Annotated in this window: 23 protein-coding genes; 14 read left to right on the top strand and 9 right to left on the bottom strand. The window is 67.3% G+C overall.

Annotated features, from left to right (window positions below; all coding sequences use genetic code 11):
* Nucleotides 1–129 precede the first annotated feature (129 nt).
* From lptF to CSW62_RS10280, 9 genes are all read left to right on the top strand, one after another.
* Nucleotides 130–1,269 carry an LPS export ABC transporter permease LptF gene (lptF, locus tag CSW62_RS10320; protein WP_099577490.1) on the top strand — a complete coding sequence of 380 codons (1,140 nt, stop codon included), beginning with the start codon at nt 130–132 and terminating at the stop codon, nt 1,267–1,269.
* Entirely contained in the window at nt 1,266–2,372 is a 1,107-nt protein-coding gene (gene lptG / locus CSW62_RS10315; RefSeq protein WP_099577488.1) for an LPS export ABC transporter permease LptG, read from the top strand. Before lptF ends, lptG begins: the two co-directional genes overlap by 4 nt.
* On the top strand, nt 2,365–4,797 hold the full coding sequence (locus CSW62_RS10310; protein ID WP_099577486.1) for an LPS-assembly protein LptD: 2,433 nt from the start codon (nt 2,365–2,367) through the stop codon (nt 4,795–4,797). The genes lptG and CSW62_RS10310 overlap by 8 nt, the downstream gene beginning before the upstream one ends.
* A 179-nt stretch (nt 4,798–4,976) precedes the next feature.
* Complete coding sequence (locus tag CSW62_RS10305; protein ID WP_233206655.1) at nt 4,977–6,347, top strand: peptidylprolyl isomerase; 1,371 nt, start codon at nt 4,977–4,979, stop codon at nt 6,345–6,347.
* 11 nt (nt 6,348–6,358) lie between these two features.
* Nucleotides 6,359–7,360: a 4-hydroxythreonine-4-phosphate dehydrogenase PdxA gene (gene pdxA, locus CSW62_RS10300; protein WP_099577482.1), complete on the top strand. Its 1,002-nt coding sequence runs from the start codon at nt 6,359–6,361 to the stop codon at nt 7,358–7,360.
* A 12-nt stretch (nt 7,361–7,372) separates the two neighbouring features.
* Nucleotides 7,373–8,191 (top strand): 16S rRNA (adenine(1518)-N(6)/adenine(1519)-N(6))-dimethyltransferase RsmA, encoded by an 819-nt coding sequence (gene rsmA / locus CSW62_RS10295; protein WP_099577480.1) that lies wholly within the window; start codon nt 7,373–7,375, stop codon nt 8,189–8,191.
* A gap of 60 nt (nt 8,192–8,251) precedes the next feature.
* The gene (locus tag CSW62_RS10290; RefSeq protein ID WP_199170563.1) at nt 8,252–8,653 is read left to right on the top strand and encodes a GNAT family N-acetyltransferase; all 402 of its coding nucleotides are present in this window, start codon (nt 8,252–8,254) and stop codon (nt 8,651–8,653) included.
* Between the two features lie 165 nt (nt 8,654–8,818).
* Nucleotides 8,819–10,447, top strand: coding sequence for a sensor histidine kinase (locus CSW62_RS10285; protein WP_099577475.1), 1,629 nt, complete (start codon nt 8,819–8,821; stop codon nt 10,445–10,447).
* A gap of 281 nt (nt 10,448–10,728) precedes the next feature.
* A complete protein-coding gene (locus tag CSW62_RS10280) occupies nt 10,729–10,986 on the top strand; it encodes a GlsB/YeaQ/YmgE family stress response membrane protein (protein ID WP_099577473.1) in 258 nt (85 codons plus the stop codon).
* 117 nt (nt 10,987–11,103) lie between these two features.
* Here the strand turns inward: CSW62_RS10280 and gmk are convergent, their stop codons facing one another.
* From gmk to CSW62_RS10240, 8 genes are all read right to left on the bottom strand, one after another.
* On the bottom strand, nt 11,104–11,745 hold the full coding sequence (gmk, locus tag CSW62_RS10275; protein ID WP_099577471.1) for a guanylate kinase: 642 nt from the start codon (nt 11,743–11,745) through the stop codon (nt 11,104–11,106).
* On the bottom strand, nt 11,738–12,619 hold the full coding sequence (locus tag CSW62_RS10270; protein WP_099577469.1) for a YicC/YloC family endoribonuclease: 882 nt from the start codon (nt 12,617–12,619) through the stop codon (nt 11,738–11,740). Before CSW62_RS10270 ends, gmk begins: the two co-directional genes overlap by 8 nt.
* A gap of 4 nt (nt 12,620–12,623) precedes the next feature.
* Nucleotides 12,624–13,727, bottom strand: a complete 1,104-nt coding sequence (mltG, locus tag CSW62_RS10265; protein WP_099577467.1) for an endolytic transglycosylase MltG — start codon at nt 13,725–13,727, stop codon at nt 12,624–12,626.
* Nucleotides 13,724–15,004, bottom strand: coding sequence for a beta-ketoacyl-ACP synthase II (gene fabF, locus CSW62_RS10260; RefSeq protein WP_099577465.1), 1,281 nt, complete (start codon nt 15,002–15,004; stop codon nt 13,724–13,726). The genes mltG and fabF overlap by 4 nt, the downstream gene beginning before the upstream one ends.
* Before the next feature lie 180 nt (nt 15,005–15,184).
* The gene (locus CSW62_RS10255) at nt 15,185–15,421 is read right to left on the bottom strand and encodes an acyl carrier protein (RefSeq protein ID WP_004615098.1); all 237 of its coding nucleotides are present in this window, start codon (nt 15,419–15,421) and stop codon (nt 15,185–15,187) included.
* 252 nt (nt 15,422–15,673) lie between these two features.
* The gene (fabG, locus tag CSW62_RS10250; protein WP_099577463.1) at nt 15,674–16,414 is read right to left on the bottom strand and encodes a 3-oxoacyl-[acyl-carrier-protein] reductase; all 741 of its coding nucleotides are present in this window, start codon (nt 16,412–16,414) and stop codon (nt 15,674–15,676) included.
* A gap of 19 nt (nt 16,415–16,433) precedes the next feature.
* A complete protein-coding gene (gene fabD, locus CSW62_RS10245; RefSeq protein WP_099577460.1) occupies nt 16,434–17,378 on the bottom strand; it encodes an ACP S-malonyltransferase in 945 nt (314 codons plus the stop codon).
* Between the two features lie 82 nt (nt 17,379–17,460).
* Entirely contained in the window at nt 17,461–17,940 is a 480-nt protein-coding gene (locus tag CSW62_RS10240; RefSeq protein WP_099582238.1) for a group II truncated hemoglobin, read from the bottom strand.
* Between the two features lie 110 nt (nt 17,941–18,050).
* Between CSW62_RS10240 and CSW62_RS10235 the strand changes: the two genes are divergently transcribed.
* From CSW62_RS10235 to CSW62_RS10225, 3 genes are all read left to right on the top strand, one after another.
* On the top strand, nt 18,051–18,590 hold the full coding sequence (locus tag CSW62_RS10235; RefSeq protein WP_099577458.1) for a peroxiredoxin: 540 nt from the start codon (nt 18,051–18,053) through the stop codon (nt 18,588–18,590).
* Nucleotides 18,591–18,676: 86 nt separating this feature from the next.
* Complete coding sequence (locus CSW62_RS10230; protein ID WP_099577456.1) at nt 18,677–19,804, top strand: AraC family transcriptional regulator; 1,128 nt, start codon at nt 18,677–18,679, stop codon at nt 19,802–19,804.
* Between the two features lie 73 nt (nt 19,805–19,877).
* Complete coding sequence (locus tag CSW62_RS10225; protein ID WP_099577454.1) at nt 19,878–20,702, top strand: sterol desaturase family protein; 825 nt, start codon at nt 19,878–19,880, stop codon at nt 20,700–20,702.
* Here CSW62_RS10225 and CSW62_RS10220 read toward each other — a convergent pair.
* Nucleotides 20,677–21,336, bottom strand: coding sequence for a hypothetical protein (locus CSW62_RS10220; protein WP_099577451.1), 660 nt, complete (start codon nt 21,334–21,336; stop codon nt 20,677–20,679). The genes CSW62_RS10225 and CSW62_RS10220 overlap by 26 nt on opposite strands.
* A gap of 269 nt (nt 21,337–21,605) precedes the next feature.
* On the opposite strand from CSW62_RS10220, the gene rpsF reads away from it, so the two are divergent.
* Both rpsF and rpsR read left to right on the top strand, forming a co-directional pair.
* Nucleotides 21,606–21,986 (top strand): 30S ribosomal protein S6, encoded by a 381-nt coding sequence (gene rpsF, locus CSW62_RS10215; RefSeq protein ID WP_099577449.1) that lies wholly within the window; start codon nt 21,606–21,608, stop codon nt 21,984–21,986.
* Nucleotides 21,987–22,000: 14 nt separating this feature from the next.
* Nucleotides 22,001–22,279, top strand: a complete 279-nt coding sequence (rpsR, locus tag CSW62_RS10210; protein WP_004615089.1) for a 30S ribosomal protein S18 — start codon at nt 22,001–22,003, stop codon at nt 22,277–22,279.
* The last annotated feature ends 12 nt before the right edge of the window (nt 22,280–22,291 follow it).

Genomic DNA, 22,291 nt, shown 5'->3' with positions numbered 1-22,291 from the left:
AAAGGCTCCGTTGCCCCCCACTCGGCACAGCTAAGTCAGCTCACCGGTTGTGCGGACGCGAAGCCCCCGTGTAGAACGACCCATCTTCGGGGTTCGTCCCACGAATCCATCCGCCCGAACCCCCACTAGATGCGCCTCATAGAACGCTATCTCTTCCGCCAGTTGTTGGGTCCGACGCTGTTGGCGACGGCGGCCCTGGTGGCGCTTGCGCTGCTGGCGCGCAGCCTGTCGGAGTTCGACGTCCTGGTGGAACAGCGCCAGAGCGCGCTGGTGTTCCTGAAGATCATCGTCCTGGCCCTGCCCCAGCTGCTGGGCATCATGATGCCGCTGGCCCTGTTCGTGGCCGCGCTGGTGGCGCTGAACCGTCTGCACACCGAGCAGGAGATCGTCGTCTGCTTCGCCGGCGGCATGAGCCGATGGAGCGTCATCTCGCCGGCCATGCGCCTGGCGGTGATCGCGGCCCTGATATCGCTGGTGTCGGGCCTGTGGCTGCAGCCTTGGAGCGCCCGCCAGATCCGCGAGACGTCTTTCGACATCAAGACCGACGTCGCCTCGACCCTGGTCCAGCCGGGCCAGTTCACCGAGCCGGGCCCGGGCCTGACCGTCTATGCGCAGTCGATCGACCGCGACAACAAGATCCAGAACCTGTTCATCCACCAGGACACGGCCAACGGCGGCGCCTCGACCTATTCGTCGCGCGAAGCCGAGATCGCTACCCGCAAGGGCGAGCCGGTGCTGATCATGCGCCATGGCTCCAACCAGCAGTTCTCGCGCCAGGGCGTGCTGCAATACACCTCGTTCGACGAGTACACCTTCGACCTTTCCAGCCTGTCGCATACCGACGAGCTGCTGCACTACAAGATCGCCGACCGCTATCCGCACGAGCTGTTCTTCCCCGACCTGACCCAGGACTGGGAGCAGAGGAACAAGGGCAAGCTGCTGGCCGAGGGCCATTCGCGCTTCGCCGCCCCGCTCTACAACATCGCCCTGATGACCATGGCCCTGGCGGCCGTGCTGGGCGGCTCGTTCAGCCGCATGGGCTATGGCAAGCGGATGGCCGCCGTCGGCGCCGCCGCCGCCGTAGTCCGCATCGTCGGCTTCGGCGTGCAGGCCGCCTGCGAGGACAGCGCCTGGCTGAACGTCCTGCAGTACATGGTGCCGCTGGCCGCCATGTGGTGGAGCCTGGCGCAGATTTTCCGCCAGAAAGTCTCCAAGCGTCGCGCCGCCCGGATGGCCCAGGCCGCCCCCGCCCTTTCGGGAGCCGCGTGATGCTGACCATGGGCATGCTGGAACGCTACGTCCTCAAGCGCACCATGAGCGCACTGGTGGCGGCCCTGGCCGTGCTGGGCGCGATGGTGATGCTGATCGCCTTCGTCGACATCGCCCGCAATGTCGGGACTCGCGCCGACGCCAGCTTCTTCCAGCTGCTGTACCTGACCGTCCTGCAGTCCCCGGCCACCATCCTGGTGCTGGCCCCGTTCGTGTTCCTGTTCGGCACCATGTGGGCCTTCGTCGAGCTGAACCGGCGCAGCGAGCTGATCGCCATGCGCGCGGCCGGTGTGTCGGCCTGGCGGTTCATCATGCCCGCGGCGATGGCCTCGTTCTTCATCGGCCTGCTGAGCATCACCCTGCTCAACCCGCTGACCACGGCCATGACCGCCAAGTTCGAGACCGAGCGCGATCGGGTCATGAACGGCTATCTCAAGGAAACCCCCAAGGGCATCTGGCTGCGCCAGGGCGACGACAAGACTCAGATCGTCATCCGCGCCCGCGCGCGCGACCTGGTCGACGGCTCGGTGCGGCTGAAGGGCGTGTCACTGTTCGTCTACAGCCTCAACGCCAAGGGCGTGATGGACTTTACCCGCCGGATCGAAGCCAACGAGGCGCGGCTGGAGCCGGGCTTCTGGCGCCTGACCGGCGTGCGCGAGGCCACGCCCGGCGCCGGGGCGATCCGCTCAGACAGCCTGTCGATCCCCTCGAACCTCGACGACCGCACCGCCTCGGAGCGCTTCAACACGCCGCAGGCCGTAGCGCTTTGGCGTTTGCCGGCGACGATCCAGCGCACCGAGGACGCAGGGTTCTCGGCCGCGCCGTTCAAGCTGCGCCTGCAGCAGGACCTGGCCACGCCGATCCTGTTCGCCGCCATGTCGGTGCTGGCGGCGGCGTTTTCGCTGCGCCTGATGCGGCTGGGCGGCCTGGCCGCGCTGGCGGGTTCTGGCGTCGCCCTCGGCTTTGGGTTCTTCTTCTTCAACGAGCTATGCAGCACCTTGGGCAAGGCCGATGTTCTGGCCCCGTTCATCGCCGCATGGACACCGCCAACCGTCGCGCTTTTGGCGGGCTTCACTTTGCTTTGCTATACGGAAGATGGGTGAGTCATTGCTTCCAGGGTCATTCATGACTGAAACGCGTCCCAGCGTCCCGTCCGCCTGCCGCGCGCTGCTGTTCAGCGGCGCGGCCTGGCTGGCGTTCGTCTGCGCCGGCGCGGCCCACGCCCAGCAAAGCCTGGCCACGATCCCGCCGACGCCGGTGGTCCCCGCCACGCCGTCCGACGGCCTGACGGATGAGGGCTATTACCTCGAGTCCGACCTGCTGATCCGCGACGACGTGAACCAGATCATGACCGCGCGCGGCAAGGTGCAGAGTCGCTACCAGGGCCGCACCCTGCGCGCCGACGAGGTGATCTATAATTCCAAGACCGGCGAGATCACTGCCAACGGCCACGTCCAGTTGATCAATCCCGACGGGACGGCCGAGTTCGCCGACCACATGGAAATCGACAAGGACATGAAGGCGGGCTTCGCCCAGAACTTCGCGGCCCGCCTCGACCAGAACATGAAGATCGCGTCGGTCTCGGCTGTGCGGCGCAACGCCAACATCCAGGAACTGAACCGGGCGATCTACACCCCGTGCGAGGTCTGCGCCGACAAGCCGACCCCGACCTGGTCGGTCTCGGCCGACAAGATCGTACAGGATAAGCAGAAGCAGCTCATCTACTACAAGAACGCCACCATCCGTCTGTGGGGCGCGCCGATCCTCTACATGCCGCTGTTCTGGCACCCGGATCCGCAGGCCAAGCGCAGCTCGGGCTTCCTGGCGCCAAAGATCGACTTCTCCAAGGGCCGGGGCACCTCGTACAACCAGCCCTACTACTATGTGATCTCGCCGTCCTCGGACGTGATCATCGCCCCGCAGATCAGCACGGGCGTCAATCCGTTCCTGAACGTGAACTATCGCAAGCGCTTCTACTCGGGGACGATCGAGGCGCGCGGCGGCTTCACCTACGACAAGGACTTCGACATCCACGGCGACCGCTTCGGTCAGTCGACGGCCCGCAGCTACATCCTGGCCAACGGCAAGTTCGACATCAACGAGAAGTGGAAGTGGGGCTTCACGGCCGAACGCGTCTCCGACGCCCTGCTGTTCGACAAGTACAAGGTCAACGACGTCTACGTGCAGCGCGGCCTGTTCACGAGCGACGACCATCGCCTCGTGTCGCAGCTCTACGCCACCCGCCAGGACGCGCGTTCGTGGTTCTCGGTCTCGGCCGTCTCGATCCAGGGCCTTCGCGTCGTGGGCATCAACCCGACGACCAACTCGGCCAACGCCTTCGAAAACAGCGGCGCCTTCCCGTTGATCGGCCCGCTGGTCGAGGCCCGCTGGGAGCCGGACAGCCCGGTGCTGGGCGGCCGCCTGCGCCTGCAGGGCTCGGGCGTCATGCTCAACCGTTCGGAGTCGCAGTACGGCGAACCGCCCTACTACCTGCCCGACTACAAGGGCCAGAGCGGCGTCGACTCCACCCGCGCCAGCTTCAAGGCAGACTGGCGGTCCAGCACGATCGTCGGCAACGGCCTGAAGGTTTCGCCCTTCGCCCAGGCGCGCGGCGACGCCTATTCGATCAAGTCCTACATCACGCCGGCGGCCGCGGCCCTGGGTGACGACACCAAGGACACCTATACCCGCGCTGTGGGCGTGGGCGGCGTCGACTTCACCCTGCCGTTCTACAAGCCGTTGAAGAACGGCGGCAGCGTCGTGCTGGAGCCCCTGGCCCAGGTCGCCGTCGGCTCGGACAGCTCGCGCGTAACGACCGTCGTGGCTCGCAACGGAACGACGACCTACCTCTACAACGAGGACAGCGCGACCCTGGAGTTTGACGAGACTAACCTGTTCCAGGCCAACAAGTCTCCGGGCTTCGACCTCTATGAGGGCGGACAGCGCCTCAACCTCGGCGGCCGCGCGACCTACACTCTGCCGGGCGGCCGCAGCGGCAGCATCCTGGTCGGCCGCAGCTTCCGCTCCGAGTTCGATCCGCTGATCCCGGCCCGCACCGGCCTGCAGAGCAAGTCGTCCGACTGGATCGTGGCCGCCACGGTCACCCCGATCCGCGGGATCACCGCCTTCGCCCGCACGCGCCTCGATTCGGACACCCAGGAAATCCGTCGCCTGGAAACGGGCATCGACGCCTTCACCAAGCGCGGCTACGCCTCAGTGCGCTATCTGAAGGACGAGCTGGACTCCAACGGCAACCGCCAGGAAAACTTCGAAGCCCGCGGCGAGCTGAAGTTGACCAAACACTTCTCGCTGACCACCTTCGGTCAGCGCGACATGGTGGCCGACGTCTGGCGCCGCCGTGACTTGGGCGTCGCCTACCAGGACGACTGCATCCGCATCGACGTCATCTACCAGCAGCAGGACCGCTACGCCTCGACGGCCAACGGTCTTCGCCTGCAGCCTGACCATACGATCGTGTTCAGCCTTTCGTTCGCCACATTGGGCGCAGCAGGATACGGGACCAAATGAGTGAACACGTCTTGGGGGGGCGTGCCGCGTCCGCGCGCGTCCGCCCGGTGTGTCTCGGGGGCGACGACCACTTGGTCGACCAGGGGGAAACGTCAGATTTGGCGTTCGTCACTTCGGAAAACATGATAACCGACCGCGCCCCCCGGGTGCGGCCAGGGACTAGAGGAACGACACTATCCATGCGGTCTGCGCGTAGCGTCACGACTTTCGCGGCCGGCGCCGCGTCCATTCTCGCCCTGACCGTGGCGAGCCTCGGCCTGCCCGCTCAAGCCCTCCAGGCCCAACAGCCGGCGGCGGCGCCCCCGCAGGTGGCGGCTCCGCCCGCCCAGGCTGCGCCAGCGGCTCCGGTGAACCCGCTGTCCGAGAGCGTGGCGGCGGTCGTCAACGACGAGATCGTCTCCAGCTATGACCTGATGCAGCGCATGCGCCTGCTGATGGCCACCTCGGGGATGCAGCCCACTCAGGAGAACCTGCCGCAGATCGAGCAGGAAGCCCTGCGCTCGCTGATCGACGAGCACCTGCAGATGCAGGAGCTGAAGCGCCTCGAGAAGCAGCAGAAGATCACGATCATCTCGACCGACAAGGAAGTCGACGAGCAGATCGGCGACATCGCCCAGTCCAACAAGATGAGCGCCGACCAGCTGAAGCAATCGCTGGTCCAGCAAGGCATTGGCCTGGACACCTGGCGCGCTCAGCTGCGCGCCGACTCCTCGTGGCAGAGCTGGATCCAGGGCCGCTACGGTTCGCGCCTTCGCATCGGCGAGGACCAGGTCAAGGCTTACCAGAAGCGCCTCGCCGACGCCGCGGCCAAGCCGCAGTATCAGGTCAGCGAAGTCTTCCTCGACGCCGCCCGTGTCGGCGGCATGGAAGTCGCCACCAACGGCGCCGCCCAGCTGCTGAACCAGATGCAGCAAGGCGCGCCCTTCGCGGCCGTCGCCCGCCAGTTCTCGGGTTCGGCAACGGCCGCCAACGGCGGCGACGTGGGCTGGGTCAGCCCGGGCGAAATGCCGCCGGAAGTCGACGCCGCGCTCGAAGAGCTGCGCCCCGGCCAGCTGTCCAAGCCGATCCAGGTCAAGGACGGCGTCTACATCGTCTATCTACGCGACAAGCGCGCCGGCTCGAAGACGGCGATCGTCGACCTCAAGCAGGTCGCCGCGCCGCTGGCCGCCGACGCCACCGAGGCCCAGGTCGCCGCGGCTACCAAGCTGCTGACCGACCTGAAGCCCAAGATCACCAACTGCCAGACGCTGGAAGCCACCGCCGGCAAGGTGGACGGCCTGGTCGCCGGCGACCTTGGCGAGGCCGAGATCACCGATCTGGCCCCCGCCTTCCAGGAAGCCGCCAACAAGCTGGACGTCGGCCAGATCTCGGATCCGATCCGCACCGACGCCGGCATGCACCTGATCGCGGTCTGCGGTAAGCGCCAGGGCGGCGCCAACGCCCCGTCGCACGACCAGATCGAAAACCGCCTGCGCGGCCAGCAGCTGGCGCTGATCTCCAAGCGCTACCTGCGCGACCTGCGCAACCAGGCGACCATCGAGACCCGATAGGCCAGAACCCGGTGCCCCTCCGCCCCCTCGCTCTCAGCGCCGGTGATCCCGCCGGCGTCGGCGCGGAGATCATCGCCAAGGCCTGGGCCGCCCTGCGTCAGGACGGCCCGACCTTCGTGGTCGTGGGCGACGCCCAGCTGCTGGCCTCGGCCGGAGGCGGGGTAAAGGTTCGCGCCGTGACCGGTCCGGACGAGGCCGTCGGCGTCTTCGCCAACGCCCTGCCGGTCATCGACATTCCCGTCCTATCGCCGGTCATTTCCGGCCAGCCCTCCCCCGCCTATGCGCCCCAGGTGATCCGCTGGATCGAGACCGGCGTCGGGCTGGCGCTGTCCGGCGCCGTCTCGGGCCTGGTCACCGCGCCGATCGCCAAGGCGCCGCTCTACGAAGCCGGCTTCAAGTTTCCGGGCCACACCGAGTTCCTGGCCGAGCTGACCGTCGACGAGACGTTCGACGGCGCGCGCGGGCCGGTGATGATGCTGGCCGCTGGCGATCTGCGGGCGACCCTGGTGACCATACACACGGCCATCGCCAAGGTCCCGGCCGCCCTGACCATCGAGAAGGTGGTCACCAGCGGCCTCGTCACCGCCCAGGCCCTGCGCAAGGACTTCGGCATTGCCTCGCCGCGCCTGGCGGTCGCCGCCCTCAACCCGCACGCCGGTGAAGGCGGGGCCTTGGGCCGCGAGGAAATCGAGATCATCGCCCCCGCCGTCCGCGCCCTGAAGGACCTGGGCGTCGACGCCTTCGGGCCCGCCCCGGCCGACAGCCTGTTCCACCCCGCCGCCCGCCTCGGCTATGACGGGGTGCTGTGCATGTATCACGACCAGGCCCTGATCCCGGTCAAGATGCTCGACTTCTGGGGCGGGGTGAACATCACCCTGGGCCTGCCGATCGTACGCACCTCGCCCGACCACGGCACCGGCTTCGACATCGCTGGACGCGGCGTCGCCCGTCCCGATAGCCTGATCGCCGCCATCAAGCTGGCGGCCGACATCGCCGCCCGCCGCGGCGCCTGAAAGATAGAGACGATGAGCCTGGCCGACCTGCCGCCCCTGCGCGAGGCCCTGGAGCGCCACGACCTGCTGGCCCGCAAGAGCTTCGGACAGCACTTCCTGCTGGACCTGAACATCACGCGCAAGATCGCCCGCATGGCGCAGGTTGGCGAAGGCGACACCGTAGTCGAGGTCGGTCCTGGTCCCGGCGGCCTGACCCGCGCCCTGCTGGAAACCGGCGCCCGCGTCGTGGCCATCGAGAAGGACAGCCGCTTCCTGCCCCTCCTGTCAGAGCTCGCCGAGGTCGCCGACGGCCGCCTGGAGCTGGTCGAGGGCGACGCCCTGAGGGTCGATGCGCTGAAGGCCGCCGGCGGGCCGGCCCACGTCGTTTCCAACCTGCCCTACAATGTCGGCACCCAGCTGTTGATCAACTGGCTCACGGGCCCCTTCAAGCCGCTGTCGATGACCCTGATGTTCCAGAAGGAAGTCGCCGAGCGCATCGTCGCGCAGACGGACGACGACGCCTACGGCCGCTTGGCCGTCATCTCCCAGGTGCTGTGCGACGCCAAGATCGTCATGGACCTGCCGGCCAAGGCCTTCACCCCGCCGCCCAAGGTCGCCTCAGCCGTGGTGCGCCTCGTGCCCAAGGCCGACCCGCCGCCGGCCGACCTGATCGCCGCCCTCGAACGCGTCACCGCCGCCGCCTTCGGCCAACGCCGCAAGATGCTGCGCTCCAGCCTGAAGGGTCTGGGGGGCGGCGACCTCTGCGAGAAGGCCGGGATCAGCCCCGACGTTCGCGCCGAGGTGGTCGACCTGGCCGGCTTCCTGGCGCTGGCGCGGGCGAGCCTGGGCTGAGGCGTGTCGAGCCGCTACGGCCTCTCCGTCAGAGCTGCGCAGATCAGCGACGCGGAGGGCTTGGCCGAACTGCTGTCGACCGCCGGCCAAGCCGTCGCCAAGGACCGGCTGGCGCAACGCCTGCCCGCCCTTCTTGACCAGCCCGGCGTCCTGCTGATCGCCGAGGAATGGGGGCCGCCCTCCGGCGTCATCGCGGCGCATTGGAAGACGGTCCTCACGGCCGACCTGAAGGTAGGATCGATCTCCATGCTGCTGGTCGATCCCGAACGGCGGCGCAACGGCATCGCCCGCCTGCTTCTGAAGGCCGCCTCTCAGGCGGCGCGATCCGCCGGGTGCGGCGAACTGATCCTCGATGCGCCCGCCGAGCCGGGCGATCTGCGCGCCTTCTGCCTCGCCACGGGTTTCGTCCGGACGGGAGAGGCCTTCACCCGCGCGCTTCGCAAGCGGGGCGCACAGGACTAGCGCTTCTCGAACGCCCAGCTTGACCAGCGCGGCCCACGATAGACGCCAAACCCTATTGACGCTGAGGCTCGCGCTCTCCAGCTTGCGCGCGGGCTGAGCGGGGCGAACGTGACCACCAACAGTACGGTGAAAGCGCCTTCGACGGTGGCGCGACGGCTCCTGTTCATGGCGCTGACGCTGGCGGCGCCAGCTATCCTGCTGATGGGCGCTCTGGTGGCCATGCAGTATTCGGAGGGCCAACGGCGGTTCGCCACGCAACTGACGGCCATGACTCGCGCCCTGTCCCTGGCCACCGACCGCCAGATCGGCCAGGGACAGAGCATCCTGCAAGGCTTGTCGGTGTCGCCGGCCCTGGCCGAAGGCGATCTCAAGACCTTCGAGAAACAGGCCCGCGAGGCCACCAAGGGCCGTGACGCCTGGGTCGTGCTGATGAGCCAGGACCGCCAATGGCTCAACACCCGCATGGGACCTGGCGAGTCGCCGCCGGTTATTAGTCTGTCGGACGCCGACTGGGATCGGATGTCCCACGGCCGCACCACGGTCTCGGACCTCATCGAACGCCCCGCCCCGCTGCCGCCGATCATCGGCTTCGACATGCCTGTCCTGGTCGAGGGCAAGATCTTCGTGCTGGGCTATATCCAGTCGCCGGACAACTTCCACAGCCTGATGACGGCTCAGGCCTTCCCGGAGACCTGGACAGCCAGCATCGTCGACCGTAAGGCCGCCCTGGTGGCGCGCTCGCGCGACCAGCAGAAGATGCTGGGCAGGTACGCCAGCGGGGACATGCAGCAGGCCATGGCTCGCGCCAATGAGGGCGTGATCCACAGCCAGACCCTGGATGGGGTCAAGACGCTGTCGGCGTTCAGTCGTTCGCAGAAGTCCGGCTGGACCTTCATCGTCGGCGTGCCGCGCGACGAGTTGAACCGGACCGTGCTGACCTCGCTGGGACCGGCCGTCGCCGGCGCGGCCCTGCTGATCGCCCTGGCCGTGGCGGCCGCGCTCGGCTTCGCCCGTCCGATCTCACGCGACGTGCGGGGCCTGGTCGGCGAGGCCGAAGCCCTCGCGGCCGGCGCGCCGCTTGACCCAGCGCCCTCGCACCTGCAGGAGATCGCGGAGGTGCGCGGCTCGCTACAGGCCGCCGCCGACATCCTGCGGGCTCGCGACGACGAGGCCCGCCGCGCCGCCGAGCGCCAGCAGCTGATGATCAACGAGCTGAACCATCGGGTGAAGAACACCCTGGTGGTGGTCCAGTCCCTGGCCCGCCACAGCCTGCGCCCCGTGGCCGATCAGGGCGACCTCGAGCACGGCCTGAACCAGTTCAACGACCGCCTCTACACCCTGGCCTCGGCGCACGACCTGCTGACCCGTCGCAACTGGGAAGGCGCGGATCTGGGCGAACTGCTGGCCGAGGCGCTGAAGCCCTATGCCAGCCAGGTGAGCCTCGACGGCCCTTCCGTACCGCTGGCGCCCAACGCCGCCGTGGCCCTGGCGATGATCTTCCACGAGCTGGCCACCAACGCGTCGAAATACGGCGCGCTGTCCACCGACAGCGGCAAGGTCGCGGTGTCGTGGAGCCTGGGCGGCCGCACCCTGCTGACCATCGAGTGGCGCGAACGCGGCGGCCCGGCGGTCAAGCCGCCTGAACGCGGCGGCTTTGGCTCGCGCCTCATCGCCGCCAGCCTGAAGGGCGATCTGGCAGGTTCAGCGACGTTCGACTACGCCCCCGAGGGCCTCACCTGCGTGATGAGCATCATCGCGCCGCCGCAGGTCTCTTTGGCGAAAGGCGCCGTCTGAGCAGGCGAAGCCAAGACCGATCGTCGCAGCGCCCCCTTGTCGCCTTGGCCTGGCCACACCGCGTCTGCAATAGGTCAGTCGCGTCTTAGGGGATTTGCGCGATGGACCTGACATTCCTGATCGGAGCCGTTCTGGGCTCGGGCCTGTTCATCGCGTTCGGCCGACCGCCGGCTGAAAAACTGATCGCCCTCGTGCAAGAGCGCATGCGCGGGAACTAACTTCACCGTCCGGGACTTCATTGGGCAAGGCCGCACAGGGCGGCCGCTCACGGAGTCCCTACGATGTCCATTCTCGCCTGGCTCCTTCTGGGCCTGATCGCCGGCTTCATCGCCAGCAAGCTCGTCAACCGTTCCGGCAGCGGCGTGCTGCTCGATATCGTGCTCGGCATCGTCGGCGCTTTCGTCGGCGGCTGGCTGTTCAACCAGTTCGGCAACGGTGGCGTGTCGGGTTTCAACCTGTACAGCCTCGCCGTCGCCACGATCGGCGCCGTCGTCATCCTGGCGCTGTACCACCTGATCTTCGGCCGTCGCGCGCTGTAGGCGCACGGTCCCGAAAACCTCGTCCTTCGACAAGCTCAGGATGAGGTTTTCTAACGCTAAGGCGTAAAGTCGTCCTCATCCTGAGCCTGTCGAAGGACGAGGACGACTTCTCCGCTCTCAGATCTCTTCCTTGAGGAGATCACTGACCAAGTCGCCGATCCACGGGTTACGCGCCCGCTTGAGACGTTCGGCGTGATAGATGTGGGCCAGGTCCGAGTAGGCCCGATCGAAATCCTCATTGAGAATGACGTAGTCGAAGCGCTCCCAGTCGGCGACTTCGTCCTTGGCGCGCGACAGGCGACGGTGGATGACCTCCTCGCTGTCCTGGCTGCGCGCGTGCAGGCGACGGCTCATCTCGGCCAGCGACGGCGGCAGGATATAGACCAGCACGCTGTCTTCCCGGGCCTGGGCGTGCACCTTCATAGCCCCCTGGAAGTCGATGTCGAACAGCGCGCTCTCGCCCCGCTCCAGGGCCTGCATGATCGGCGGCTTGGGGCTGCCGTAGAAGTTCCCGTAGACCTCGGCCCACTCCAGGAAGGCGTTCTGGTCGATCATCGCCTGGAACGCTTCGCGCGTGACGAAGTGATAGTCGCGGCCATCGTGCTCGCCGGGACGCGGTTCGCGCGTGGTGTAGCTGATCGAGAGATGCAGATCGTTGTGATCGGCCACCAGGCGGCGGGTCAGCGAGGTCTTGCCGACGCCCGACGGCGCGACGACCATCAGAAGCAGACCGCGCGTATTGTCGTGGGGCTTATTCAACGTTCTGGACCTGCTCGCGGAACTGTTCGATCACGGCCTTCAGCTCAAGACCGATCGCGGTCAAGGCGGTCAGGGCCGATTTCGAGCAGAGGGTATTGGATTCTCGCATGAATTCCTGGGAGAGGAAGTCGAGCCGGCGGCCCGACGCTCCCTCGCCCGACAGCAGACCGCGCGCGGCGGCCACATGGCTGGCCAGGCGGTCGAGTTCCTCGCGCACGTCGGCCTTGACGGCCTGGGCGGCGGCTTCCTGGACGATGCGTTCCTCGGAGGCCGCCTCGCCGATCAGCTCGGCCATGCGGCGAGCGAAGCGATCCTTCAGCAACGCCGGCTGGCCAGCGGCCTCGCGTTCGGCCTGGGCGGTCAGGTCCTCGATCTTGTCGATCAGGCCGTTCAGCACCGGATCGAGCGCCGCGCCCTCTTCGAGGCGTGCGATCTTCAGGCCGTCCAGCGCTTGGACGACCGAGGCGGCCATGGCGGCTTCGACGACGGCGCGAGTCTCGGCGTCGTCCTCGTCCTCGCGGGCCTCGATCACGCCCTTCAGCGACAGCAGGCCGTCCAGCGTGGGCTTCGCGACCATGCCGGTGGCGACATAGGGTCCGCCGGCGGTCAGGTAACGCTCCAGGGTGGCGATATTGACCTGGGTCTCGCCCGAGGTCTCGGCGCGCTTGGCCTGGACGTTGACGGTCAACTGGCCGCGCTGAAAGCGGGCTTGCGAACCTTCACGCGCGGCGCGCTCCAGGCTCTCGAAGCCGGGCGGACCGCGAAAGCGGGTCTCGAGATTGCGGCCATTGACGCTGCGCGCCTCGACCGCCCAGGTCCACGCGCCGTGGGCGCCCTCGACCCGCGCGAAGCCGGTCATCCCCGAAATCGGCATCGTCTTAGTTCCCAGCCGGAGGCGCAGGCACGACCGGCACGCCTTCGCCCGCCCGCTGGCGCTCGATTTGGCGCCACTTGGCGACATTGGCGTTGTGCTGCTCCAGGGTCGAGGCGAACACGTGGCCGCCCGTGCCGTCGGCGACGAAATAGAGGTCGTTGGTCTTGGCCGGGTTCAGCGCCGCTTCCAGGGCCGCGCGGCCCGGATTGGCGATCGGGGTCGGCGGCAGGCCATCGATCTTGTAGGTGTTGTAAGGCGTCACCCTATCCAGCTCGGATCGGCGCAGGCCACGGCCCAGCGGACGGCCGCGCGAGATGCCGTAGATCACGGTCGGATCGGTATCCAGGCGCATGCCGGTGCGCAGGCGGTTGATGAACACCGCCGCCACCTGCGGGCGCTCGCCCTTCACGCCTGTCTCTTTCTCGACGATCGAGGCCATGATCACGGCGTCGTCCTTCGACTGGTAGGGCAGGCCCGACTGACGGTTGGCCCACAGCCGGTTCAGCAGCTTGTCGCGGTCGTCCATCATGCGCTTGAGGACGGCGGCGCGGTCCTCGCCGCGCTGGACCTCGTAGGTCTCGGGCAGGATCGCGCCCTCGGGCGGGGTCGCGGCGCTGCCCTCGAGAATGTCGGACTTGGACAGGATATCCATGACCATGTCCGAGGTCAGGCCCTCGGGAATGGTGATCCAGTGGCGCACGATGCGGCCGTGGCGGATGGCGTCCAGCACCTGGGCCATCGAGGCGCGGCTAGTGAACTCGTATTCGCCGGCCTTGAGGGTCCGGGCCGCGCCCGTGGCCTTCGCGGCGGTCATGAAGATCGACGAGGAGCGGATCACCCCGCCCCGCTCCAGACTGGAGGCGATCTCCGGCAGGCTGGCGCCCTTGCGCAACACGACGGTGGTCTTGTCGCCGGCCTTGGCGGCGGGACCCGGGCCGTTATAGACCCAGGCCGCGCCGAGAATGGCGACCATGCCGACCACGACCAGGGTCGTGACGGCGCCGAAAAAGGCGCGGATCAGCCGCCGCCCCACGGACGCGGTTTCGCGACGGTTCGCCCGAGCGGCGGAGCGCTTCGGGGCGCGGGGTGCGGGCGGCTTCTTGCTCACGAGACCTTCTTGAACACCACGGTGGCGTTGGTGCCGCCGAAGCCGAAGCTGTTGGACACCGCCACGTCGATCTTCATCGGCACGGCCTTGTTCGGCGCCAGGTTCATGGCGACGTGGACGTCGGGATTGTCGAGGTTGATGGTCGGCGGGGCGATCTGGTCGCGGATCGCCAGGACCGAGAAGATCCCCTCGATCGCGCCGGCCGCGCCCAGCAGGTGGCCCGTCATCGACTTGGTCGAGGACATGACGACGTTCTTGGCGTGATCGCCCAGGAAGCGCTCGACGGCGCCGGCTTCCAGGCCGTCGGCCATGGTCGAGGTGCCGTGGGCGTTGATGTAGTCGATGTCCGAGGGCTTCAGGCCCGCGTCCTTCATGGCCGAGGCCAGAGCGCGGCCGCCGCCTTCGCCGTCTTCCGACGGGGCAGTGATGTGGTGGGCGTCGCCCGACAAGCCATAGCCGACCACTTCGGCGTAGATCTTCGCGCCGCGGGCCTTGGCGTGCTCGTACTCTTCCAGCACCAGGGCGCCGGCCCCCTCGCCCATGACGAAGCCGTCGCGGTCCTTGTCATAGGGACGCGAAGCCTTTTCGGGCGTGTCGTTCCACTCGGTCGACATGGCGCGGCAGGCGATGAAGCCGGCCACGCCGACCTTGCAGACCGCCGCCTCGGCGCCGCCGGCCACCATCACGTCGGCGTCGCCGTACTTGATCAGGCGCATGGCGTCCCCGATGGCGTGGGCGCCGGTGGCGCAGGCCGTGACGACCGCGTGGTTGGGGCCCTTGAAGCCATACTTGATCGAGACCTGGCCCGAGATCAGGTTGATCAGGGCCGAGGAGATGAAGAACGGGCTGACGCGGCGGGGGCCCTTGGCCTCCAGCTCCAGCGCGGTGTCGGCGATCGTCGACAGGCCGCCGATGCCCGAGCCCAGGATGACGCCCGTGCGCCACTTGTCCTCGTCGGTTTCCGGAACCCAGCCCGAATCCTTGATGGCCTCGTCGGCCGCGGCGATGCCGTACAGGATGAAATCGTCCACGCGCTTCTGGTCGCGCGGGCTCATGGTCAGGTCGGGGTTGAACGAGCCCTCGACATCCGGGCCGCCGCCGCCGCGTCCATCGACGCGCGGAACCTCGCAGGCGACCTTGCAGGCATAGTCGGTCGGATCGAAGGCCGTGATGCGGTTGGCGCCGGACTTACCGGCGAGGATGTTCTTCCAGGTCACGTCAACGCCGTGGCCCAGAGGGGTCAGCAGGCCGATACCCGTGACGACAACTCTACGCATGGATCACTCCCAAACCTTCGATGCGAGGTTGGATTTGGGGATCGCCCCAAGCCCGCGCCACTCGCGAATCCCTGGCTTAAAGTATTTTGAGCCTCAAACGAAAACCGCCGCGCGCACGATGGCAAGAGCCCGTGCGACGCGGCGGAAATGGTCAGGTTCGACTAGCGAACTCGACGCCTTTTAGGCGGTCTTTTCCGTGATGAACTTCACGGCGTCGCCAACGGTCTGGATGTGCTCGGCGGCGTCGTCCGGGATTTCGATGTCGAACTCTTCTTCGAACGCCATCACCAGCTCAACGTTGTCGAGGCTGTCGGCGCCCAGGTCATCGATGAAGGAAGCCTTCTCGGTGACCTTCTCGGGATCGGCATCCAGGTGTTCGATGACGATCTTACGCACGCGCTCGAGAATGTCGGACATTCTGTTCAGTCCCTCATTATGAAATTTCGGCCCTCGGACATCGAGGCCTAAGCCTCGCGATCCGCGGGAAGTGTCGGGCTCCGCCTATCACGTTCCTTTTCGGCTTGCTAGCGGCAGACCGAAAGAGGAACCGAAGCGCGTTAGGCGAAAGTGTTAGCGGTTTCGCCGCGCAACGCACTTCAGGCTTTCAACGTCAGAGCCTGCTTATCCGTTTCAGGTGGAGACACCTGAAACGGACAGGCTCTGGCGGTTTCAGATCATGGCCATGCCGCCGTTGACGTGCAAGGTCTGGCCGGTGACGTAGCCGGCCTGGTCGCTGGCCAGGAAAACGCACGCGGCGGCGATATCGCTGCCCTCGCCCAACTTGCCGGCGGGAATGGTCGCCAGGATGCCGGCCTTCTGCTGATCGTTCAGCGAGTCGGTCATCGGGCTGGCTATAAAGCCGGGGGCCACGCAGTTGACCGTCACGCCACGGCTGGCCAGTTCCTGGGCCAAGGCCTTGGAAAAGCCGATCATGCCGGCCTTGGAGGCCGCGTAGTTGGTCTGGCCGGGGTTGCCGGTCACGCCGACCACCGAGGTGATGCCGATGATGCGGCCGGCGCGGCGCTTCATCATGCCCTTGGCGGCCGCGCGGGCCAGGCGGAAATAGCCTTCCAGATTGACCTTGATCACGGTCTCCCAGTCCTCGTCCTTCATGCGGACGAGCAGGCCGTCGCGGGTGACGCCCGCATTGGCGATCAGGATGTCCAGCGGCGCGCCGGCGGCTTCCTCGGCCTTGGCGACCAGACCGTCGACGGCGGCCGAGTCGGACAGATTCGCGGCGACGAACGAGACGCGCTCGCCGAACTGGGCGGCCAGCTCCGAAAGTGCTGATTCGCGGGTGCCCGAGAGCACGACATGGGCGCCCTGGTCGTGCAGGGCCTTGGCGATGGCGCCGCCGATGCCGCCGGTGGCGCCGGTGACGAGAGCGGTCTTGCCGGTCAGATCGAACATGTGTCGGTCTTCCTTTGAACTAGAGCGAGGCCGCGAAGGCTTCGAGATCGGCGGGCGTGTTCAGCGGGGTCGCCTCGGAGTCCGGGGCGATGCGCTTGGCCATGCCCGAGAGCACCTTGCCAGCGCCGGCTTCGGCGAAACGGGTGATGCCGCCTTCGCCAGCCAGCCAGGTCATGCTTTCGCGCCAGCGGACGCGGCCGGTGACCTGCTCGACCAGCAGCTTGCGGATGACGTCCGGGTCGTGGACCGGGGCGGCGGTGACATTGGCCACCAGCGGCGTGCGCGGGGCGATGATGGTGGTCTTGGAGAGGGCCTCGGCCATCTCGTCGGCCGCCGGCTGCATCAGCGGGCAGTGGAAGGGCGCGGAGACGTTCAGCGGGATGGCTCGCGCGCCCAGCTCCTTGGCCTTCTCGATGGCCTTGTCGACGGCGGCCTTGGCGCCGGAGATCACGACATTGCCGTTGTTGTTGTCGTTGGCCACGACGCAGACGCCCACTTCCGAGCCGGCGGCGGCGGCCGCTTCGGCTAGGGCCAGATCGGTCTTCGGACCGATCAGCGAGGCCATCGCGCCCTCGCCCACCGGCACGGCGCGCTGCATGGCCTGGCCGCGCAGCTTCAGCAGGCGGGCGGTATCGGCGAGCGTGATAGCGCCAGCGGCGGCCAGAGCCGAGTATTCACCCAGGCTGTGACCGGCCACGAAGGCGGCGCGATCGATGCCGACGCCGAATTCCTTTTCCAGGGTCCGGGTGACCGCCAGACTGACGGCCATCAAGGCTGGTTGGGCGTTCTCGGTCAAAGTCAGGTCGCCTTCGGGACCTTCCTTCATCAGCGCGAACAGCTTCTGGCCCAGGGCGTCGTCGACTTCCTGGAAGACCTCGCGAGCGCTGGCGAAAGCCGCGGCGAGATCGACGCCCATACCGACCGACTGACTGCCCTGGCCGGGAAAAATGAAGGCGATGCTCATGGTGGCCCGCTCCGTCTTTTGCAGATTCAAGGGCCGGAGGGTTAGGCCAAAGGCGTCCGGGCGGCAAGTCAGGCCCGTCTGGTCATCCCAGCCAGGGCCCGCCGGGCGGGCCCCAGCCCCAGACCGGCATGGGCGGATCGTCCTCGGGCTCGGCGACGCCTTCGGCGGAATTGATCACCGCCAGCCGCGTTCCCCACTCCAGATAGCCGACGAAGGCGGCGCGAAACTCCGGATCGACGGGCAGACCCACCGCGTCGGCGGTGTCCAGCATCAGCGCCACCCAGGCCTTGCGCTGGGTCTCCGTCAGGTGACGCCCCAGATGCTTGCGGATCATCGCCGCATGGCTGCCGCCGGCCTCGGTATAGGCCTTGGGACCTCCGAACACCTCGCCGACAAAGGCCGCCACGTGCTGGGCGTGCCGGGGATCCATGCCGGCGAAGACCGGCGCCAGGACCGGGTCGTCGGGAACCCTGGCGTAGAAGGTCGAGAACAAGACCTCGAACCGCTCGGGACCGCCAGCCCAAGCGGACAGGCTCGGCGTCTCAATTTCCTGGGACGACATGACGTTCTCCTGCATCCGGGACGTAGCCAGGCACGTAAAGGTTTTGAAGTCGAGAGAATGGAGTTATCCAAGTCGTGACCATGAACATCCCTCTCCTCCGGAGTCTTCCGATGTCTCGCCTCCTCGCCGGTATCACCGCGGCCGCCCTGACGCTCGCCGCCACCTCACCCGCCCTCGCCGCCCTCAAGGTCGGCGACAAGGCCCCTGACTTCACCGCCGGCGCCGCCCTGGCCGGCAAGGACTTCCAGTTCAACCTGGCCAAGGCCCTGAAGAAGGGCCCGGTGGTCCTGTACTTCTTCCCGGCCGCCTACACGTCGGGCTGCACCGCCGAGGCCCACGAGTTCGCCGAGGCCACGCCCGAGTTCGAAAAGCTGGGCGCCACGGTGATCGGCGTCACGGCCGGCAATGTCGACCGCATCAAGGACTTCTCCAAGGAGCACTGCCGCGACAAGTTCGCCGTGGCCGCCGCCGACAAGGCGCTGATCAAGAGCTACGACGTGGCGCTGATGGTGAAGCCGGACTGGTCGAACCGCACGTCCTACGTGATCGCCCCGGACGGCAAGATCCTGATGTCCTACACCGACGGCAACTTCGCCGGCCACGTCACCAACACCATGGACGCGGTGAAAGCCTACAAGGCCAAGAAGTAGCTTGGCCAAGAAGTAGCCAGCCTTTTCGGGTTCCGGCCAGCCGCGCGGCTTGAGGGTCGCGCGGTCTTTGGGGAGATGATCGGTCCATGATCGACCTCGCCCATATCGACCTCTCCGGCCTGGAGCTGGGGCTGCGCGGCGTCGCCATGGGCGCCTTCGCCGCCACCGGCGTTTCCATGGCCGCCAGCCGCAACATGACGCCGACGCGCTGGGTCGGCGTGCTGCTGATGGCCTGCGCCATAGCCCACGGCTTCGAGAGCCATTTCTACTACACGACACACCTGCATTTCAGCCTGCTGACCTGGTTCCTCAGCTCCATGGCCGCCGGAGTGCTCTGGCTGTTCTGCTCGGTGCTGTTCGAGGACGAGCCGAAAATCCCGCCCTGGCGCTTCGCCGTGCCCGCAGCGGTCATAGCGCTGTGGATTCCTGGCGCGCTTCTGCCGCCGTCACACGCGCGCGCGGTCGCCTGGTGGATCTTCGCCGCCGTCTCGCTGGCGATCAACATGCATATCCTGCTGATGACCTGGCGCGGCTGGCGGATCGACCTCGTGGAGCGCCGCCGGCATCTGCGCGCGCCGATCGCGGCGGCGGCGACGGGCTACATGCTCGTCCAGACCCTATGCGACTTCGGCCTGGGGAAAGGTCCCGTCCTGCCCAGCCTGATCCAGGCTATCGCCCTGGGCGCCCTGGGCGTCGGCTCGGCCCTGGCCCTGCTGCGCGCCGAGCCGGTGTTGGTCCAGGCCTCGCCCGCCGCCGGCGAGCCGCCCGTGGTCAAGCCCGTCGAGACCCTCGACCTCACCCCCGCCGACCGCTTGGTCCTGGCCCGCCTGGACAAGGCGATGAACGAGAACGAGGTCTGGCGCGGCGAGGACCTGTCGATCGGCGCGCTCGCCGCCCTGGTCGGCGCGCCCGAGCACCGCCTGCGCAAGCTGATCAACGGCACGCTGGGCCACCGCAACTTCGCCGACTACGTCAACGGCCGGCGGATCGAGGCGGCCAAGGTCGCCCTGGCCGATCCGGAGCAGGCGCTGAAGTCGGTCTCGACCATCGCCTACGACCTGGGTTTCGCCTCGCTGGGACCGTTCAACCGCGCCTTCCGCGCCGCCACCGGCGTCACCCCGACCGCCTGGCGCCAGGACGTCACGCCCGCCCACCCGCAACTTCGGCTGGTCGAAACCGGCGAAGGTCGGTCGAAAAGCGACAAACGAGCCTGATTTCAGGTTCGGCGCGACGGGCCGAGAGCGGGGAGCTTCCTTGGCGAGGTCTTTCGCTCTGGAGCCCGGATAAATGCTCGACACCCTCCTCCCCTTCGCCAGCAATTGGCTGGCCAGCATGTGGGCCGACGTCACGCGTTACGTGATCTTCTCGGTCGGCGTCTGGCTGGTGCTATGGGTCGCCCTGGCGATCCCGCTGGCGGGCCGCAAGATCCGCGACAGCCGCCCGCCCGCGCGCCAGTTGCTGACCGAGTTCGCGACCTCGATCCGTTCGATCGCCATCTTCTCGACCCTGGGCCTTTTGACCTTCGGCCTGTTCCGCGCCGGCTGGCTGCCGGGGCCCTATATCGCCAAGAGCTGGGGGCCGGTCTGGTTCTGGACCAGCCTCGTCCTGATGATCGTGGCCCACGACGCCTGGTTCTACTGGACGCACCGGCTGATCCACGACCGCCGCCTGTTCCGGCGCTTCCATCGCCGGCACCACCGGTCGAACAATCCCTCGCCGTTCACCGCCTACAGCTTCGACCTGGGCGAGGCCTTCATCAACGGCGTGTTCGTGCCGCTGTGGATGATCGTGGTTCCCACCCAGTGGCCCGTGATCGGCCTGTTCATGCTGCACCAGATCGTCCGCAACACGATCGGCCACTCGGGTTACGAGCTGTTCCCCGCCCGCAACGACGGCCGGCCGCTGTTCCCGTTCCTGACGACCGTGACCCATCACGACCTGCACCACGCCCAGGCGGGCTGGAACTACGGCCTCTACTTCACCTTCTGGGACAGGGTCATGGGCACCGAGCACCCGGAGTATCTGAAGCGCTTCGCGGCCGTGACCGCCAAAAAGCCGAAGAAGGACAAGGACAGCGAGCTGGAGGCTACCAGCCGACCTTCACCAGCTTGATCATGGCGCGGGCGTCCTGCAGCCGCCAGCTTTCGCGCTGGTTGTTGACGCCCCGCACGCTGACGGTGAACTCGGCGGGGATGTCGAACGGCCGGGTCAGGCTGAGATCGACACCCTCGTCGCCCGCCGAGCCGCCGCCAAAGGCGATCGAGCCGACCGGCCTGCCGTCCAGGGTCAGGGACGAGCGGATGTTGGCGCGGGCGATCGGGATCTTGCCCGGCACGGCGATGGCCTGGCTGGCGTCCATGTCCATCGAGACGCGCACATAGTTGGCGCGCGGCAGCAGACCGAAGCCGAACGCCTTGGACATCGACGAGCGCAGCTTGGCCTCGTTCTCGTTCCACGAAGCGCCCAGCGCCATCGACCGCTGGCCGATGCGCTGGTCGTCGGGCTTCTGGGTCAGGTTCAGGTCGAAGCCATAGGTGGGATTTTCGATCATGCCCGAAGACTTGACCGTCAGGGCGACCTTCTCGGTGTCGGTGGACAGATCCAGCGGCAAAGCCGCCGAATAGCCGGCGAAGCGGCCTTCACGAGCCGAAACCGAGGTGACGGGCTTCTGAATGATCTCGGCGTGCGCCGTCCCGGCGGCCAAGGCCGCTGCGAATGCCACCAAGAGACGATCACCGATCCCCATGGTCGCCTGCTAGCATGGTTGGTCGCGAAGATGGAACCCACCCAATGTCAATTATCAGACATTTCACGCCATCGCCCGGTTCGGCGGCAAACCCCATGCGGCTTGCCTTTCAGGCCCATCTTCTGTAAGAGCGCGCGTTCTCACGGAAGAGCGGTCTTGCACGCACCCATCCGGGACCGGGGATTTCCCCGCTCGGTGTGCAGGAACCATCGTGGACGTCGGACTTCCGCCGACGACCACGCCGCCTTCCCCAACGGAAGAAGGAAAACATGGCGTTCTACGAACACGTGGTCATCGCGCGGCAGGATATCTCGCCGCAACAGGCCGAAGCTCTGAACGAGCAACTGAAGACCCTCATCGAAGAGAATGGCGGCCACATCGCCAAGATCGAGTACTGGGGCCTTCGCAACCTCACCTACCGCATCAAGAAGAACCGCAAGGGCCACTACTCCCTGCTCGCGATCGACGCCCCGGCGCCGGCCGTGAAGGAAATGGAGCGTCAGCTGCTCATCAATGAAGATGTGCTGCGCTTCATGACCATCCGCGTGGAAGAGCTGGACCTGGAACTGTCGCCGGTTCTCGCCCGTCGTGACCGTGGCGATCGCCCGGAACGTCCGCGCGAAGACTTCGCGCCCCAGGCTCAAGCGTAAGGGAGAGATAGATCATGACCGATACGACTGCTCCCGAAGCCGGCGCTCCGGCCGCCGCCGCTGGCGGCGCTCGCCGCCCGTTCTTCCGTCGCCGCAAGGTTTGCCCGTTCTCGGGCGCCAACGCGCCGAAGATCGACTACAAGGACGTGAAGCTGCTGCAGCGTTACGTTTCTGAGCGCGGCAAGATCGTCCCGTCGCGCATCACCGCGGTGTCGGCCAAGAAGCAACGCGAACTGGCCAAGGCCATCAAGCGCGCCCGTTTCCTGGCTCTGCTCCCCTACGTCGTGAAGTAAGGGAGACACCAC

The sequence above is a fragment of the Caulobacter sp. FWC2 genome (assembly GCF_002742625.1).
Lineage (GTDB): Bacteria > Pseudomonadota > Alphaproteobacteria > Caulobacterales > Caulobacteraceae > Caulobacter.
This window is presented reverse-complemented; position numbering and strand designations above follow the sequence as displayed.

Bases quoted from the DNA above. Each gene is read 5' to 3' on its own strand.
- lptF (WP_099577490.1), top strand. From the start codon at position 130: ATGCGCCTCATAGAACGCTATCTCTTCCGCCAGTTGTTGGGTCCGACG.
- CSW62_RS10310 (WP_099577486.1), top strand. From the start codon at position 2,365: ATGGGTGAGTCATTGCTTCCAGGGTCATTCATGACTGAAACGCGTCCC.
- CSW62_RS10305 (WP_233206655.1), top strand. From the start codon at position 4,977: ATGCGGTCTGCGCGTAGCGTCACGACTTTCGCGGCCGGCGCCGCGTCC.
- rsmA (WP_099577480.1), top strand. From the start codon at position 7,373: ATGAGCCTGGCCGACCTGCCGCCCCTGCGCGAGGCCCTGGAGCGCCAC.
- CSW62_RS10285 (WP_099577475.1), top strand. From the start codon at position 8,819: ATGGCGCTGACGCTGGCGGCGCCAGCTATCCTGCTGATGGGCGCTCTG.
- CSW62_RS10280 (WP_099577473.1), top strand. From the start codon at position 10,729: ATGTCCATTCTCGCCTGGCTCCTTCTGGGCCTGATCGCCGGCTTCATC.
- CSW62_RS10270 (WP_099577469.1), bottom strand. From the start codon at position 12,619: ATGCCGATTTCGGGGATGACCGGCTTCGCGCGGGTCGAGGGCGCCCAC.
- fabF (WP_099577465.1), bottom strand. From the start codon at position 15,004: ATGCGTAGAGTTGTCGTCACGGGTATCGGCCTGCTGACCCCTCTGGGC.
- CSW62_RS10255 (WP_004615098.1), bottom strand. From the start codon at position 15,421: ATGTCCGACATTCTCGAGCGCGTGCGTAAGATCGTCATCGAACACCTG.
- fabG (WP_099577463.1), bottom strand. From the start codon at position 16,414: ATGTTCGATCTGACCGGCAAGACCGCTCTCGTCACCGGCGCCACCGGC.
- fabD (WP_099577460.1), bottom strand. From the start codon at position 17,378: ATGAGCATCGCCTTCATTTTTCCCGGCCAGGGCAGTCAGTCGGTCGGT.
- CSW62_RS10240 (WP_099582238.1), bottom strand. From the start codon at position 17,940: ATGTCGTCCCAGGAAATTGAGACGCCGAGCCTGTCCGCTTGGGCTGGC.
- CSW62_RS10235 (WP_099577458.1), top strand. From the start codon at position 18,051: ATGTCTCGCCTCCTCGCCGGTATCACCGCGGCCGCCCTGACGCTCGCC.
- CSW62_RS10230 (WP_099577456.1), top strand. From the start codon at position 18,677: ATGATCGACCTCGCCCATATCGACCTCTCCGGCCTGGAGCTGGGGCTG.
- CSW62_RS10225 (WP_099577454.1), top strand. From the start codon at position 19,878: ATGCTCGACACCCTCCTCCCCTTCGCCAGCAATTGGCTGGCCAGCATG.
- CSW62_RS10220 (WP_099577451.1), bottom strand. From the start codon at position 21,336: ATGGGGATCGGTGATCGTCTCTTGGTGGCATTCGCAGCGGCCTTGGCC.
- rpsF (WP_099577449.1), top strand. From the start codon at position 21,606: ATGGCGTTCTACGAACACGTGGTCATCGCGCGGCAGGATATCTCGCCG.
- rpsR (WP_004615089.1), top strand. From the start codon at position 22,001: ATGACCGATACGACTGCTCCCGAAGCCGGCGCTCCGGCCGCCGCCGCT.